The organism is Amycolatopsis sp., from assembly GCF_025464955.1.
In the GTDB taxonomy this organism is placed as follows: domain Bacteria; phylum Actinomycetota; class Actinomycetes; order Mycobacteriales; family Pseudonocardiaceae; genus Amycolatopsis.
On the sequence record NZ_JAODNM010000072.1, the window covers coordinates 1 to 16,081 of the forward strand.

Genomic DNA, 16,081 nt, shown 5'->3' on the forward strand with positions numbered 1-16,081 from the left:
AAACCGCGGACAGCGCGACCGCCCCGACAACGGCCGGGGCGCCCCGTCCCGCCAGCACGGCGGCGGCGAGGATCACTGCGGCGCCGGGCAGCGTCAGCCAGTTCGGTAGCCGGCGTTCCCGGATGTCATACCCGGTGAGCGCCGCAAGCCAGACCACCACGACCGCAACCACAACCGCCCCCATGTTCACGAGGCTAAGGTCAGTTCAGCGCGGCTCTCATCGCTTCTTTGGGTGCCGGGTGCCCGGTGAACAGCTCGACCTGAGTGAATGCCTGGTGCAACAGCATCTGCAGCCCGCTGATCACCCGGCCGCCGGCCGCCTCGACAGCCGAGGCCAGCGGGGTCGGCCACGGTTCGTAGATCGCGTCGAGCAGCACCGGAGTAGTCGCCAATGCCGGCGCATACGCCGCGGCGGCCGCAGCCGGGATGGTGCTGACCACCACGTCCGTCTCGGCGACGATGCGGGCCAACCCGTCGCTGTCGAGATCACACCAGCGGGCGTCGACGCCGGCCCTGCCGGCGAGTTCCACCAGCGGTGCCGACTTGCCGGCGTTACGCGCGGCGATCGTGATCCGTTGCACCCCCAGCTGAGCCAACCCGACGACCGCCGCCGGTGCGGTACCGCCGGAGCCGACGACAACTGCGCTGCCCGGTCGCGTCGCGCCGCCCAGTGCACCCGTCACCCCGTCAATGTCGGTGTTGTCGGCCCGCCAACCGGAGGGTGTGCGCACCAATGTGTTGGCCGAGCCGACCAGCTCAGCTCGGGGGGTGCGTTCGTCGGCGAATCGCAGCGCCGCGAACTTGCCGGGCATGGTGACGGAAACCCCGACCCAGTGAGGGCCGAAACCGCTTATCACCGTCGGCAATTGCTCGGCGGTGCATTCGATGCGGTCGTACGTCCAGCCGTGCAATCCCAGCGCCCGGTAGGCCGCCAGGTGCAACTGTGGTGAGCGGGAATGCCCGATCGGCGAGCCTAATACCGCGGCTTTACGCTCATCGTGCGGAATCGAGGACGCCATTGTGCTTCGCCAACTCGATGTTCGCGAGGTGCTGCTGGTAGTCGCGCGTGAACAGCGTCGTGCCCTGCATGTCGACGGTGACGAAGTACAGCCAGTCCCCCGCCGCGGGATGCTCGGCGGCGGCCAGGGCCTGCTCCCCGGGCGAGCAGATCGGCGTAGCCGGAAGTCCTTGGCGCACATAGGTGTTCCACGACGTCATCTGCGCACGGTCCGCGTCGGTGGTGGCCACCTCCTGCCGGTCCAGTGAATAGTTGACGGTGGAGTCGAACTCCAGCGTGCGGTGTTCGGCCAGCCGGTTGTAGATTACCCGGGCGACCTTCGCGAAGTCCTGCGGCTTCGCTTCACGCTGCACCAGCGACGCGACGGTCAGAATCTGGTACGGCGACATGTTCATCGCCTTCGCGGTGTCGAGTATCCCGCCCTGTGCGTACTGGGTGGCGCTTGCTCCGACGAGCGTGGACAGGATTTCCCGGGGCGACGACGACGGGTTGATGTTCCAGGTGCCCGGCGTGATCAGCCCCTCCAACCGGCGGTGATCGTTGCCCATCGCGATGACGGCGCTGTTCGCCCAGTCAGGGACGGACAGTGCAACGGGATCGGTCGAGCCGGCGACCCGACGCAGATCGTCCACCGACACGCAGCGCTGGTCGCCGTCGAAGTTCACACACGTGGCGCGCGAGATCAGGCTGAAGATGCCGTCGGTGACGGCGTTGGTCTTGACGTCCTGGAGGTCGTCGAGTTGGCGTCCCTCAGGGATCACCAGCTTGCCCACCCTGTTCTGCGGATCAGAAAGCCGGTCAACAGCATTGGATGCGGGTATCTCGGTGCGCACCTTGTAGAACCCGGGCTGGATCGACGAGATGGTCGAATTGCGCGCGGCGGCGTTGACGAACGACTTCACCGTCGCCACCACGTCGTGGTGCTGCAACGTCTCGCCGATCGCGGTCGTCGAATCGCCGTTGTGGATCTCGATCACCACGTCGTTCACACCCTCACCGGCGTAGTCGTCGCCACCTCCGAACATGGTGTGCCACAACCTCGAGCCGAGGAAAACGACGCCGATGACGACGACGATCAGCAAAGTCAGCGACAGGCCGGTGACAATACGTCGCTTGCGACGGCTACGCGCCTCGCGGATGCGATCCGAGCGGGTCATTCCGCGCCGCGGCGGTCCCACCGCCACGGGCTGCGCGCGTTCGCCGCGCCAGTTGTCAACCATCACCGACCTCTCCGTGTGCGGCCAGTGCCGCTCGCCGCTGATCCAGCCAGCCCTGCAGAATTCCCACCGCTGCGGCCTGGTCGATCACTGCCCGCTGCCCTTTGGCCCGGATACCGGCCTCCCGCAAGGACCGCTGTGCGGTCACGGTGGTCAGTCGTTCATCGGCCAACCGTACCGGTACTGGAGCGACCCGCCGGGCCAAGCTATCGGCCAGCTCGATCGCGTCGCGGGCCGACGGCCCGATCCGATCGGCGAGGGTACGCGGCAGCCCGACAACCACCTCCACCGCCTCGAGTTCGCCGATCAGCTGCGCCAGCCGTATTACATGCCGTGGCGACCGGTCCCGGCGTACGGTCTCCACCGGGGTCGCCAGGATGCCGTCCGGGTCACTGCTCGCGACCCCGATGCGGACGCTGCCGACGTCGATGCCGATCCGTCGTCCGCGACCAGGGTCATCGCCACCGGGCCGGTCCGGCCGGCGGTCGTCAGGATTGGTCACGGAAGTTAGCTCCGACCTATCTCAGCGCGTAGCGCGGCCAATGCCGCGTCGATACCCGCCGCCCCCTTACCGGAACCCTGTGCCAGATCAGCTTTGCCGCCCCCACGGCCGTTCACCGCCGCGCCCAATTGCTTCACCAGATCGTTCGCGCGCAGACCGAGGTCCTGGGCCGCCGGATTGACCGCCACCACATAGGGCACGGCGTCGTTCTCGCCTTCGGCGATCAGCGTTATCACGGCCGGGTCCGAGCCCAGCTTGCCGCGGATGTCGCCGACGAGGCTGCGCAGGTCGTTCGACGAGATCCCGCCGGCCATCCGCTGCGCCACGACGCGCACCTTACCGATGGTCTCCGCGCCCGCGGCGGCGTTCGCCGCGGCGGCGCGGGCGTTCGCCAGCCGCACCCGGTCGAGTTCCTTCTCCGCTGCGCGCAGGCGCTCCACCAGGTTGGCCACCCGGGCGGGCACCTCCTCCGACGGCACCTTGAGGGAGGAGGACAAGCCCGCCATCAGCGCACGCTCCTTGGCGAGGTGTCGGAACGAGTCCAGACCGACGTAGGCCTCGACGCGCCGCACCCCGGAGCCGACCGATGATTCACCGAGGATGGTGACGGGGCCGATCTGGGCAGAACTGCGCACGTGGGTACCGCCGCACAGTTCCAGGGAGAACGGCCCACCGATCTCGACCACCCGCACCTCGTCGGGGTAGTTCTCGCCGAAGAGCGCCATCGCGCCCATCGACTTGGCCTTGTCGAGTTCAGTGGTGAAGCTGTGCACCTGGTAGTCGGCTTCGACGGCCTCGTTGGTGACCTCTTCAATCTGGGTCCGCTGATCGTCGGACAACGGACCCTGCCAGTTGAAGTCGAAGCGCAGATAACCCGGCCGGTTCAGTGAGCCGGCCTGAACGGCGTTGGGGCCGAGTACTTGTCGCAGCGCGGCATGGACCATGTGGGTGCCGGAGTGGCCCTGGGTCGCGCCGTGACGCCAGCGTGGCTCGACTGCGGCAACCACCGTGTCGCCCTCGACGAACTCACCGGACTCCATGTTGACCCGATGCACCCAAAGGGTTTTGGCGATCTTCTGCACGTCGGTGACCGCCGCCCTCGCGGACAGCGATGAGCCGGTGCCGGTGATCGTGCCCTCGTCGGCGATCTGACCGCCGGACTCGGCGTACAGCGGCGTGCGGTCCAGGACCAGTTCGACGCGCTCGGGAGCAGCGGGGCCACCGAGATCACCCGAGCCTCCGCGCGTCACCATGGGCACTCGCCTGCCGTCCACGAAGATCCCGAGAATCCTTGCTTCAGTTGTCAATTCATTGAAGCCGGTGAACTCGGTGGGCCCGGCGTCGACGAGGTCGCGGTAGGCGGACAGGTCGGCGTGGGCCTGCTTGCGGGCGGCGGCGTCGGCCTTCGCCCGCTGCCGCTGCTCGGTCATCAGACCGCGGAAGCCTTCCTCGTCCACGGTCAGACCGGCCTCGGCGGCCATCTCCAGCGTGAGTTCCAGTGGGAAGCCGTAGGTGTCGTGCAAGGTGAACGCGTCGCTGCCCGACAGCACTGTGGCCCCGGATTCCCGGGTGCTCCTGGCGGCGTCGTCGAACAGTCGCGAGCCCGACGCCAGCGTGCGGTTGAACGCCGTCTCCTCGGCGACCGCGATGCGCTGGATCCGGTCGAAATCATTGACGAGTTCCGGATACGACGGGCCCATCGCGTCACGCACGGTGGCCATGAGGTCGCCGACGATCGGCCGGTCGATCCCGAGCAGTTTGGCCGACCGGATCACCCGCCGCAGCAGTCGGCGCAACACATAACCCCGACCGTCGTTGCCCGGGCTCACCCCGTCGCCGATGAGGATCGCCGCGGTGCGGCTGTGGTCGGCGATGATCCGGTAGCGCACGTCGTCCTCGTGACTGCCGACGCCGTACCCGCGCGGGGCGACCGCGGCGACGGTGTCGATCACCGGGCGCAGCAGGTCGGTCTCGTAGACGTTGTCCACACCCTGCAGCAGAAAGGCGACGCGTTCGACGCCCATGCCGGTGTCGATGTTCTTGCGCGGCAGCGGCCCGAGGATCTCGTAGCCCTCCTTGCCGGGACCGGCGCCGCGCTCGTTCTGCATGAACACGAGATTCCAGATCTCGATGTAGCGGTCCTCGTTGGCCTCGGGGCCGCCGCCCTCCCCGTATTCGGGTCCGCGGTCGTAGTAGATCTCCGAGGATGGACCGCAAGGGCCGGGGATGCCCATCGACCAGTAGTTGTCGGCCATGCCGCGGCGCTGGATCCGCTCAGGCGGCAGCCCGGCGATCTCCTGCCACAGCTGCGCTGCTTCGTCATCGTCCAGATAGACCGTCGCCCAAAGCCTTTCGGGATCGAACCCATAGCCGCCCTCGTCGACCGAATTCGTCAGCAGGCTCCAGGCCAGTTCGATCGCGCCCCGCTTGAAGTAATCGCCGAAGGAGAAGTTCCCGGCCATCTGGAAGAAGGTGTTGTGCCGGGTGGTCTTGCCGACCTCTTCGATGTCACCGGTGCGCACGCACTTCTGGATGCTGGTCGCGCGCGGGAACGGCGGCGGGACCTCGCCGAGGAAGTACGGCTTGAACTGGACCATGCCCGCGTTGACGAACAGCAGGTTCGGGTCTTCGAGGATCAGGGACGCACTGGCGACCCTGGTGTGGCCGGCCTTCTCGAAGTAGTTCAGGAAGCGGTCGTTGATGTCATGTGTTTCCACTGGAGAATTCCTTGCACTTCAGGCTCGGCCGCGGGCAAGCGGTGCGGCACCGAGCCGGGATCGGGTGAGGGGCCGCGGCGGCGGAGGGACCAGCGTTGCGTGTTCGGACCCGGCTGGATCAGCCCTCCGCCCGGCGAGCTCGCCGGGCGGGGCGTTCGGCCGCGGCGTGGCGACCATCGCGCAGGCGTGCTGTCACGCCGGAGCGATCCTCGACCATCTCGTGCAACTCGTGCTCCCGCTCACTCATTCCGGCGCGCACCTCGGCGCCGAACGAACCCACGGCGCCGGCCAGCTCTCGCACGGCCTCGCCCAGGTTCGAGGCTAATCCGGCGGGGGTGGCCTGGCGAGCGGTTTCGGTCGCCTTGCGGGACAGCGCGACCCCGGCGACCACCCCGATCCCCAGCCAGAAGAGGCGCTTCATCATTTCTTGCCCCTCTTGCGGGCCGGGCGCGAGCCCGCGTCGGCGAGCTTCGCGGCCTTCTTCTTGCGGCGCACCCGGATGGCCTTGCTGATGCCGTAGGACAGCGCCGCGGTCTTCACCAGCGGTCCGCCGAGGGTCGCGGTGAACACCGAGGACAGCGCGGAGACGTTCCCGGACACGGCCTGCGCGTTCGCGGTGATGCCGTCGACCCGCTCCAGCTGGGTGTTGACGTGGGTGATCGTCTCGTTCGCGCCGGCCAGCAGCGGGTCGGTGTTCTCGTGCGCCTTGCGGATCGCGATCGTGGCCTCGTCGAGGGTGCGACCGAGCTTGAGCAACGGGATCGCCACCAGCAAGACCAGCAGCACAAAAGCTCCTGCGGCGATCAGCGCGGCTATCTGCCCTGCCGACACGGGCCCTCCTCGAGATCGTCAACATGTACGGGATGAGTGCGGGTCAGGTTACCGCGCTGTGCCCCGTTCGGCCGTGTCGGCCCGCCGGTCCGGTGACTCAGTGCAGTCCTTTTACGACAGCTCGGTAGACGGCCGCCATGTCTTCGTCGCCGTAACCGGCTTCGACCGTGTGCGCGAGATGGTCGCGCGTCGCACGGGCACCGGCGAGATCGACCTTGTCGCCGCCCGCTTCGAGCACCAGCGCGACGTCCTTGAGCGCGAGGTGCGCGGGGAACGACGCTGGGAACTCTCCGTCGATCATCGACTTCCCCTTGAGCTGCAAGTACGGCATGTCGACTCCGCCGCCCGACACTGCTTGCAGGAACGCCGCGGGATCGACGCCGAGCGCGCGGGCGAGCCCGATGCTTTCCGCCGCCGCGGTGGTCGTGGCCAGGGTCCACGAGTTGATGACGAGCTTGAGCTTCGACGCGGCGCCGGGCTCGTCCAACCAGACCGTGCGCGAACCGACGACGTCGAACACCGGGGCGCAGCGGTCATGGAGGTCTTCGGGGGCAGCGGCGAGGACGACCAGCGTGCCCTGGGTGGCGGGCTGGCGACTGCCCATGACCGGGGCGTCGACGAACGGCGTCCCGGACTTTTCCGCCGCCGCGATGAGCTTCTGGGTCCACTCGACACCGACCGTGCTCATCTGGATCCACAGCGCGCCCGGCTCGAGCGAGCCGGAGATCTTCTCGAAGACGTCGGCGACGGCCGGCCCGTCGGCGAGCATCGTCACCACGATGTCGGCGCCCTGAACGGCTTCGGCGACGTCCGCGTGCACGGTCGCACCGCGCTCGACCAGGGACTCCGCCTTCTCGGCCGTCCGGTTCCAGGCGCCTACGGTGAGTCCGGCGCCGGCCAGGTTGGCCGCCATCGGCAGCCCCATGATCCCGGTGCCGAGCACCGCGACAGTCGGTTGCATGGTCATCTTCCCCTGTCTCTCCCTTGGGTTTTGGGTATCAGCTGCCGCGGATGGTGCGACGCAGCTTGGGAACGCGCTCGGCGAGTGTTCGCTCGGCTCCGCGCGTGGTCGGGTTGTAGTAGTCCTCGCCGACGAGTTCGTCCGGCGGGTACTGCTGTGCCAGAACACCCTCGGCGACGTCGTGCGGGTATCGGTAGCCCTGCGCGTTGCCGAGCTTCGCGGCGCCGGCGTAGTGGCCGTCGCGAAGGTGCGGCGGGACGGTGCCGATGCGCCCGGCGCGCACGTCGGCCAGTGCCGCGTCGATCCCGGCGACCACCGCGTTCGACTTGGGCGCGGTCGCGAGGTGGATGGTGGCCTGCGCGAGCGCGAGCCTGCCTTCGGGCATGCCGATGAACTGCACGGCGTGCGACGCGGCGACGGCGGCCTGCAACGCCGTCGGGTCGGCCATGCCGATGTCCTCGCTGGCGTGGACGACGAGCCGGCGCGCGAGGAAGCGCGGGTCCTCCCCCGCCTCGATCATCCGCGCGAGGTAGTGCAGCGCGGCGTCCACATCGGAGCCGCGGATCGACTTGATGAACGCGCTGATGACGTCGTAGTGCTGGTCGCCGTCGCGGTCGTAGCGCACCGCTGCCTTGTCCACAGTGGACTCGACGATGGCGAGGTCGATGGTCTTGTGCTCGGTGGCGCTCGCCGCGTCGGCGGCCGCCTCCAGCGCGGTCAGCGCGCGCCGCGCGTCACCCGAAGCCAGCCGGACGAGGTGAGCCTCCGCGTCCTCCGTCAGCTGCAGCTCGCCGCCGAGCCCGCGCTCGTCGGTCAGCGCCCGTTTGATGAGCGCGCGGATGTCTTCGTCGCCCAGCGGACGCAGCTGAAGCACCAGCGAACGCGACAGCAGCGGCGAAACGACCGAGAACGACGGGTTCTCCGTCGTCGCCGCGACGAGCAGAACGGTCCGGTCTTCGACAGCGCCAAGCAGGGCGTCCTGCTGGGTCTTGGAGAAGCGGTGAACCTCGTCGATGAACAGGACGGTGTTCTCGGCGTTGTAGTTGCGGCGGCGGCGCGCTTCCTCGATAACCCCGCGCACCTCCTTGACCCCGGCCGACAGCGCGGACATGGCGACGAAACGACGTCCGGTCGCGGCCGAGACCAGGTTTGCCAGCGTGGTCTTCCCGGTCCCGGGCGGCCCGTACAGCAGCACCGAAGCCGGCGCTGCGCCCTCGACGAGCCGGCGCAGCGGAGCGCCCTCGCGGAGCAGGTGCTGCTGGCCGACGACCTCGTCCAGGGAGGTGGGCCGCATCCGCACGGCGAGCGGCGACTCCGCGGGAGCCGCCTGCACCGAGGATCCCTCGGTCCGCTCCGGCGGTGGCCCCACATCGGGGTTCACGGTGAAGAGTTCGTCCTGTGCCACAGCGTTGACGTTAGCCGCAACGCCGAGTGCGAACACCGCTGGCCGGGCGCCGGCGCAACCGGCAGGGTAAGGGTGTGAACAGACGAGTCGCGGTGCTTTCGGACATCCACGGTGTGCTTCCGGCGCTCGAGGCGGTGCTCGCGGAGCCCGACGTGGCTGCCGCGGACCGGATCGTGCTCAGCGGCGACCTCGCGGCAGGCCCCCTACCGGCGCAGACGCTCGATCGACTGCTCGCGCTCGGCGACCGCGCCAGCTGGGTCCACGGCAACGCCGAACGGGAGTTGCTCCAGCTGGCTCGCGGCGGCGAGACGTCCATACCGGACCCGATCGCGCCCTGGGCGGCCGCCCAGCTCGAGGAGCGGCACCTCGCGCTGATCGACGGCCTGCCGCTCACGGTGACCCTTGAGGTCGAGTGCCTCGGCGAGGTCCTCTTCTGCCATGCGACTCCCCGTGACGACGAGGAGGTCGTACTGGTGGACAGCCCGCTGGACCGCTGGGCAGCGGTGCTGGCCGGGGTCACGGCGCCGACCGTGGTCTGCGGCCATACGCACATGCCGTTCGTGCGGCTCGTGGACCGGCGGACCGTGGTGAACCCGGGCAGCGTCGGCATGCCGTACGGCACCTCAGGCGCGCACTGGGCGCTCCTCGGCGGTGCGAACGGGCCTGCCGTGCAGCTCAGGCGCACGCTGTACGACGCCGAATCGGCATGCCGAGCCCTCGTAGCGACGTCGAGCTACCCCGGCATCGAGACCTGGGCCGACGACTTCGTCCGCAGCCAGGCTTCCGACGTCGAAGCCCTGGCCGTCTTCACCCCACGCACCCGCGGCTGAGGCAGGTGGCCGGCTCTGTCCAGAGCAGCAAGGACCCGGGGCGAGTGGGTGCTGGTAGCGGAGTTGAGGGCCAGTCACGTCGACCAGGTGGTGCTGGTGATGGCGATGTGACTGTTGGGCCCCCGAAGGCACTTTCGGCAGGGCAGAGACGTTGTGAAGGCCTAGTTGGTGCGCTTTCGCCCCGGTCCTTGCTGCGGTAAAGCTGGACCCGCCACCTCAACCGGCCAACCACCGGACACCCCTAAGTTCCAGGCATTTGGCGTTGCACGCCCTGCGAGAGTCGCCAGGATGGCCTTGAGGGAACGCCCCCACACCCCAGGCCGGAACGCTCACGAGCCCGGGACCTGGCCGGGGCTCACGGTGTTGCCGCAGCTGCGCAGCGGGGATCCGAACGTCAGCCGCTCCATGTCGAGGGCGGTCGTCTGGCCGTAGGTCTGCAGGGCCTTGAGCTGCGCTGGGTTGGACACGGCGTCCTTGCGGACCCAGTCGCCGTTGGGCGGGCCCTCCGCGGAGTACAGCAGGATCGTGTCGTAGTCGCGCGCGAGGCGGGGGTCGGACGGGATGCCGTTGCCGGCGCTCCACGGGCCCCAGGAGTGGATGAACGTGGGCTTGACGTCGTCGAAGACGTAGTTCCGCAGGGTGACGAGGTCGCCGGTCTTGGTGATGTCGGCGATCTTCTTGTCCACCAGGCCCGCCATGTCGACCAGGTCCAACCTGCTGGTCAGCGACGAACCGCCGAGGTCCGGCAGCAGCAGCGAGCCGTGCTGCAGGCCGAGGATGTCGGCGTAGTCGTTGAACACCCGCCCGAACCGGTCCGCGATCAGGCACATCGGCACGGTCGGGTTGGCAGCGAACGTCGTGGCGGCGGTGGCGAACCCGGTCACCGACGGGGCGAGCGCGACGACCAGCCCGACGACGACCATGATCCGGCCTCGGACCTTGGCGTGCCCAAGCAGCGCAGCCGTCGCCAAGGTGCCGGTCAGCGACGCCAGCACCCAGACCGGAGTGGCGAAACGGTACTGCACCATCCAGTCCGGCATCAGGACGGCGTACGCGATGATGGCGAGCACGAGTGGCACGAGCAGCGCCACCAGCCCGCTGCGCCACCACACCGGCCGACCCAGCGCCATGCCGACGGTGACCACGAGCACCAGCACTCCCAGCGCACCCGCGTACGTCACGAGCTCGCTGGCCCGGCCCAGGTCTTGCACACTCGGGAACTGCTGGGACTTGGCCACCGCGGGGTTGGACAGCAGCCGCCCGAACTCGAACCATCGCCAGGTGAGGTACGCGCCGAACGGCACTGCAAACGCGCCGACCGACCACAGCACGGAACGGACACTGTGCGCCAACGTCGTCCGGCGCACGTGGATCAGCACGACCAGCGGGTACGCGCCCGCGTAGATGACGCCTTCGGGCCGGGTCAGCGCCGCGAACGCCGCGATGGCACCGGCCGCGATGGCGACCTTCCGGCTCAGCAGCCGATCGTCCAGCACGGCGAGGAACACGGTGACCGCGAGCCCGACGACGGTGAACCCGAGCAGCGAGTTCTCCAGGCCGGAGAAGCACCAGATCACGAACGACGGAATCGCCGACAGCACGATCCCGATGACCAGCGTCGCCAGCCAGGGCCGGCGTGTGACCCGCTTCGCGGCGAAGTAACACCAGGTCAGGATCCCGCCGCAGAAGACGAGCGCGAGCGCCTTGGGGAACAGCACATAGTCCGGGATGCCGAAGATGGTCCCGCGCTCGAACAGGCCGACGATCCGGCCGAGCGCCAGCAGCACCATCCAGGTCGGGTCCGAGAAGCCCTCGACCGGCGGCGCACCGGCCTGCAGAACCGGACCGAGGCCTTCGGCGACGCTGCGGGAGTACGCGAAGGTGATGCCCGCGTCGTCCACGATCCACGACCCGTACCGCGAGGCCTGCCAACCGATCACGGCCGTGCCGCCGAGGATCGACGCGATCGGAAGCACCCTCGGGAGCCAGCGGGACCTCCGGGTGCTTTCGCCCTCGACAATCTCGGTGACCTCGGGCGACTTCGTGATCGTGCTTGCTGTCATGGTCCCATCGCAGTGCTGTTCGGCTGTGCTCGTGACCCGAAAGTCCCCCGCACGCAGGCGGGGGACGGCCGGTAAGAACAAGGCCGGGCCGCGCCAGGGAGACGGGGACCGGCCACTTCAATCTACGAGATCCGGATCGTTACTGAGTCACGACCCCGATACAGCCCAGCTGCGACCGTCAATACTTGTCGATACCACCCGAGCCGAACCGCTCAGCCCTTCAGGGACCGCCACATGATGGAAGCGGCGTAAGGCACCAGGTCGCGGCCCCGCCGCCACAGCCACGGGATTCCCTTCACCACGAGCCAGGCGAGATGCGCGGCCGCTCCGTGCTGGGCTCCGCCGGAGCAGGTCAGGCTCACTGGATTCGGCACCTCGATCCCGGCCGCGGCGGTGAGTTCGGTGAACCCGGTCGCGAGCAGCCGGTGCCCCAGCTCCGACGGATGCAGCCGGTCGACGCTCCAGGCCGTCAATTCGTACGCCCCGGGGAGCGCGTCGAGATCGACACAAGGGGCGTCGAGGCGCGTGACGACCCCGTCGATGACTTCGTTGAGCTCCGCGATTCGCGAGGTCAGCGCCCGGCGCAGCGAACCGGGCAGCCGGAAGACGCGGCCGTGGTCGTGGAACCGGACGGGGATCACCAGCGTGCCTTCGGCCGACAGCACGGAGATCACCTCGGCGAGGTCCTCGGCCATCGCGGTGGCGTCGAAGTCCGAGCGCAGGGTGTCATTCATGCCGACGACGATCAGCGCGACGTCCCCGTGGTGCGCTCTGGCGTCGGCGAGCTGGTCGGTGCGCACGCAGCGCATGCGGGCACCGGGGAACGCCAGGTTGAGGTAGCCGCCGGGCTCGACTCCGAGGGCGTCGGCGACCAGCGGGCCGACCCCACGCCAGCCGCCACCGGGCAGCGGATCGCCGAGCCCCACCGCGGTGGAGTCGCCGAGGACGACCAGGCGCCGAGCCTGGCGCAGCACCGGAACCGGCGGCTGGAGCTCCGCCGGCTTCTCGGCGCGGGTCTGATCGCGGGGTTCAGGGGCCTGAGTGATTTCAACGCTCACCACGGACACACTGAGAACAATCGGGCATGGACACTCACTGGCGGTGATGCTGGGGTAACGCGGTGAGGACGCCTCGGCGAACCCTCGGTGCCAGGTAACCAGTGGTAGCCGGTTACCTGAACGCGGGGTAGAGCGCCAGTTCCAAACCGGGGCCGAAGTGGATGTCCAGCATCGTCGCGACCTCGGTGGCGTGCTCCTTGACGTCGGTCAGCCCGGCGCGGCCCGCCTGCTGGGCCAGATCACGCCACCAGCTGACCAACGCGGCTTGCCTGCTCAACGGTCCCGCGCCGCGTACGCAGCCCAGCGTCGGCAGGATCTCCCAGGTCACGTGCCACACCAGCAGCAGGAGGCTGTCCATCAGGTAGGCGGCGAGCGCGACGTCGTCAGCGAGCCCCGGCCAGGCCACGACGACCTCGGCCCGCCATGCGGCGACCATCGCCTCGCTCATTCCGGCGGGCAGGGCCAGCGCGTCGGGGCAGGCCGCGAACGGCAGCCGCAGATACGCGGCGTCCACCATCGCGTTGCGCACCCGGCCGCGTTCGAAGTCGAGGAACCGGACCCCGGAACTGGTCACCAGGTTGTTGTCCGGGGTGAGGTCGACCGGGCTGAACGCGCGGTACGACGCCGACCGGGCGTGCTCGGCGGAGCGTTCGGCACGTTGGCGGACCGAGTCAGGGGTCACGACGTTGAGCTTGCGCTCCAGGATCGCGGGCAACTGCGCGCAGGCGACGACCGGAGTGGCGTCCTCGCCCTGGAACCGGACACCCAGACGCCGCAGCAGCGCGTCGAAATCGGCTTCGCGGTTGGCCGTGCTGGCGTGCAGCTTGCCGAGCGAACGCGCCCACGACAACAGAGCTCGTTCGGCTCCGCGCGCGTCGCGGGACTTCAGCCTGTCGTGCAAGGTCGGCGCGTCACCGAGGTCGTCGATGACCAGGACGCGGAGCCGGTGGTCGTGCGCGTGCAGTTCCGGGCACATCCGGTCTTCCGGTGCCAGCGAGGTGAACAGCTGGTAGCTGACCGCTTCCTGGGCGAACGGGTCGACTTCACCCGCCGGCGGCGGCGCCGGATAGTGCTTGATGACCAAGGTTCTCGGCAGGGAGAACGGCGAGGACGCGACGCGGGCGCGGACCACCGTGGCCGGACCGCTACCGGGGAGTTCCTCGGGATCGACCAGCTTGATCGCGCTGCCGAACCGGCGCGCGAGAACCGATTCACCGGCCTCGACCGCCGCCTCGATATGCGCGAGTTCCGCTCCGACTGTCGAATCGTCGGTAGAGGAGGTGTCGACTGTCATTGCCACCGACCCTACTAGTGAGTGAGTAACCATGACCACTTTCATCCGGATAACCACCTACTGAAACGGTTCTGAAACGACCGCCCGGTTTTTACCACCGCCTGACAACGGACGTTGCATCAGGGTGAAACGTTGCAGAGACAGCGGAAAATCAGCTCAATGGCCGTAACCGGCACGGTTTCCGCGGAAAACCCGCACAATGAGTAGCTGCCGACAGCGTGCGGACACGCCGCGCGGGTGCCTCGGTCGGCCCGGCTGGTTCCGGCCACTACCGAGCGCACCCGCGTGGGCGTTTTGCTACTGCTTGGGGGCAGCGGCTACTCCTTGGGGGCGGCCGGTTCCTTGGGAGCGGCCGGTTTCGCGTCGACGCCGGCCTCCTTGCGCTGCGCCGGGGTGATCGGCGCGGGCGCGGCGGTCAGCGGGTCGAAACCGCCGCCGGTTTTCGGGAACGCGATGACGTCACGCAGCGAGTCGGCGCCGGCGAGCAACATCGCGATGCGGTCCCAGCCGAACGCGATGCCGCCGTGCGGGGGCGGGCCGAACTGGAAGGCGTCGAGCAGGAAACCGAACTTCTCCTGCGCGTCGGCTTCGGTGAGTCCCATGATTTCGAACACGCGCTTCTGCAGGTCGGCCTGGTGGATACGGATCGACCCGCCGCCGATCTCGTTGCCGTTGCAGACGATGTCGTAGGCGTAGGCGAGCGCGCTGCCCGGGTCCTGCTCGAGCTTGTCGATCCACTCGGGCGTCGGCGAGGTGAACGCGTGGTGCAGCGCCGTCCATTTGCCACCGCCGACCGCGACGTCGTTGTCGTCAAGGTCCGCGACGGACTCGAACATCGGGAAGTCGACGACCCAGACGAACGACCACGCGTTCTCGTCGATCAGGCCGAGCCGCTTGCCGATCTCGACGCGAGCGAAACCGAGCAGCTGACGGGTTTCGCTGAGCTTGCCGGCGGCGAAGAACACGCAGTCGCCGGGCTTCGCGCCGGCCGCGGCGGCGACGTTCTCCCGCTCTGCCTCGGACAGGTTCTTGGCGACCGGGCCACCGAGCGTGCCGTCTTCGTTGACCAGGATGTAGGCGAGGCCACGCGCACCGCGCTGCTTCGCCCAGTCCTGCCAGGCGTCGAGCTGGCGGCGCGGCTGGTCCGCTCCGCCTGCCATGACCACGGCGCCGACGTACGGCGACTGGAAGACGCGGAACGGCGTGTCGGAGAAGAACTCCGTCATGTCGGTGATTTCGAGGTCGAAGCGGAGGTCCGGCTTGTCCGAGCCGTACCGCGCCATGGCGTCGGCGTAGGTGATCCGCGCGAACGGGCGCGGGATCTCGTGGCCGATGACCTTCCACAGCGACTCGACTACGTCCTCGCCGATCTTGATGATGTCGTCCTGCTCGACGAAACTCATCTCGATGTCGAGCTGGGTGAACTCCGGCTGCCTGTCCGCGCGGAAGTCCTCATCCCGATAGCACCTTGCAATCTGGTAGTACCGCTCCAGACCGCCGACCATCAGCAGCTGCTTGAACAGCTGGGGCGACTGAGGAAGCGCGTACCAGGAACCGGGACGCAACCGCGCCGGCACCAGGAAGTCGCGGGCGCCTTCTGGGGTCGAGCGGGTCAGCGTCGGTGTCTCGACCTCGATGAAGTCCTGTGCGTGCAGCACTTCCCGCGCCGCGCGGCTGATGTCGCTGCGCAGCCGCAACGCCTTCGCGGGGCCGCTGCGGCGGAGGTCGAGGTAGCGGTGTTTGAGCCGCACGTCCTCGCCGACGTCGACGCGCTCGTCGATCGGGAACGGCAGCGCGGCCGACTCCGACAGCACCACGAGCTCGGTGGCGAGCACCTCGATCGCGCCGGTCGGGATGTCGGCGTTCGCGTTGCCCTCGGGCCGGGTGCCGACCTCGCCGGTGACGCGGACGCAGAACTCCGAGCGCAGCAGGTGGGCACGCTCGGCCATCTCGCCCTCGCGGAACACGACCTGGGCGACGCCGCTCGCGTCGCGCAGATCGATGAAGATCACTCCGCCGTGATCGCGCCGCCGGGCCACCCAGCCGGTAAGGGTGACGGTGTGGCCGGCGTGCTCGGCACGCAATGTGCCGGCGTTGTGGGTGCGAAGCACTGCGCAGGATCCTCTCGCGAAGTCAGTGGAGACGTGTCAGCAGGGAATTCGCCGATGCCAAAGGCTAACGAACA

13 protein-coding genes and 1 pseudogene are annotated in these 16,081 nt (G+C 68.8%); 1 reads left to right on the top strand and 13 read right to left on the bottom strand.

Annotated features, from left to right (window positions below):
* The 9 genes and pseudogenes from JWQ81_RS15970 to JWQ81_RS16010 form a co-directional block, all read right to left on the bottom strand.
* On the bottom strand, window positions 1-184 hold a 184-nt coding region (locus JWQ81_RS15970), incomplete at its 3' end, for a prepilin peptidase (RefSeq protein ID WP_297542184.1).
* Window positions 185-200: 16 nt separating this feature from the next.
* Window positions 201-1,019: a shikimate dehydrogenase gene (locus tag JWQ81_RS15975; protein ID WP_297542186.1), complete on the bottom strand. Its 819-nt coding sequence runs from the start codon at window positions 1,017-1,019 to the stop codon at window positions 201-203.
* Window positions 994-2,238, bottom strand: coding sequence for an endolytic transglycosylase MltG (locus JWQ81_RS15980; RefSeq protein ID WP_297542386.1), 1,245 nt, complete (start codon window positions 2,236-2,238; stop codon window positions 994-996). The genes JWQ81_RS15975 and JWQ81_RS15980 overlap by 26 nt, the downstream gene beginning before the upstream one ends.
* Entirely contained in the window at window positions 2,231-2,737 is a 507-nt protein-coding gene (gene ruvX / locus JWQ81_RS15985) for a Holliday junction resolvase RuvX (protein ID WP_297542188.1), read from the bottom strand. Before ruvX ends, JWQ81_RS15980 begins: the two co-directional genes overlap by 8 nt.
* Window positions 2,738-2,742: 5 nt before the next feature.
* Window positions 2,743-5,454 carry an alanine--tRNA ligase gene (alaS, locus tag JWQ81_RS15990; RefSeq protein WP_297542190.1) on the bottom strand — a complete coding sequence of 904 codons (2,712 nt, stop codon included), beginning with the start codon at window positions 5,452-5,454 and terminating at the stop codon, window positions 2,743-2,745.
* Between the two features lie 118 nt (window positions 5,455-5,572).
* On the bottom strand, window positions 5,573-5,875 hold the full coding sequence (locus JWQ81_RS15995; protein ID WP_297542388.1) for a hypothetical protein: 303 nt from the start codon (window positions 5,873-5,875) through the stop codon (window positions 5,573-5,575).
* Complete coding sequence (locus tag JWQ81_RS16000) at window positions 5,875-6,285, bottom strand: DUF948 domain-containing protein (protein ID WP_297542192.1); 411 nt, start codon at window positions 6,283-6,285, stop codon at window positions 5,875-5,877. Before JWQ81_RS16000 ends, JWQ81_RS15995 begins: the two co-directional genes overlap by 1 nt.
* Before the next feature lie 97 nt (window positions 6,286-6,382).
* Window positions 6,383-7,267: pseudogene (locus JWQ81_RS16005) on the bottom strand (NAD(P)-dependent oxidoreductase); the annotation flags it as partial.
* A 16-nt stretch (window positions 7,268-7,283) separates the two neighbouring features.
* Window positions 7,284-8,651: a replication-associated recombination protein A gene (locus JWQ81_RS16010; protein WP_297542194.1), complete on the bottom strand. Its 1,368-nt coding sequence runs from the start codon at window positions 8,649-8,651 to the stop codon at window positions 7,284-7,286.
* Between the two features lie 74 nt (window positions 8,652-8,725).
* Here JWQ81_RS16010 and JWQ81_RS16015 point away from each other — a divergent pair, with 74 nt between their 5' ends.
* The gene (locus tag JWQ81_RS16015; protein WP_297542197.1) at window positions 8,726-9,481 is read left to right on the top strand and encodes a metallophosphoesterase family protein; all 756 of its coding nucleotides are present in this window, start codon (window positions 8,726-8,728) and stop codon (window positions 9,479-9,481) included.
* Window positions 9,482-9,810: 329 nt separating this feature from the next.
* Here JWQ81_RS16015 and JWQ81_RS16020 read toward each other — a convergent pair whose 3' ends face one another.
* The 4 genes from JWQ81_RS16020 to aspS all read right to left on the bottom strand — a co-directional run bounded on the left by JWQ81_RS16020 (window position 9,811) and on the right by aspS (window position 16,007).
* Window positions 9,811-11,544, bottom strand: coding sequence for a hypothetical protein (locus tag JWQ81_RS16020; protein ID WP_297542199.1), 1,734 nt, complete (start codon window positions 11,542-11,544; stop codon window positions 9,811-9,813).
* 212 nt (window positions 11,545-11,756) lie between these two features.
* Window positions 11,757-12,611: an SGNH/GDSL hydrolase family protein gene (locus tag JWQ81_RS16025; protein ID WP_297542201.1), complete on the bottom strand. Its 855-nt coding sequence runs from the start codon at window positions 12,609-12,611 to the stop codon at window positions 11,757-11,759.
* A 103-nt stretch (window positions 12,612-12,714) separates the two neighbouring features.
* Window positions 12,715-13,896 carry a phosphotransferase gene (locus JWQ81_RS16030; protein ID WP_297542203.1) on the bottom strand — a complete coding sequence of 394 codons (1,182 nt, stop codon included), beginning with the start codon at window positions 13,894-13,896 and terminating at the stop codon, window positions 12,715-12,717.
* 317 nt (window positions 13,897-14,213) lie between these two features.
* Window positions 14,214-16,007 carry an aspartate--tRNA ligase gene (gene aspS / locus JWQ81_RS16035; RefSeq protein ID WP_297542205.1) on the bottom strand — a complete coding sequence of 598 codons (1,794 nt, stop codon included), beginning with the start codon at window positions 16,005-16,007 and terminating at the stop codon, window positions 14,214-14,216.
* Window positions 16,008-16,081 lie beyond the last annotated feature (74 nt).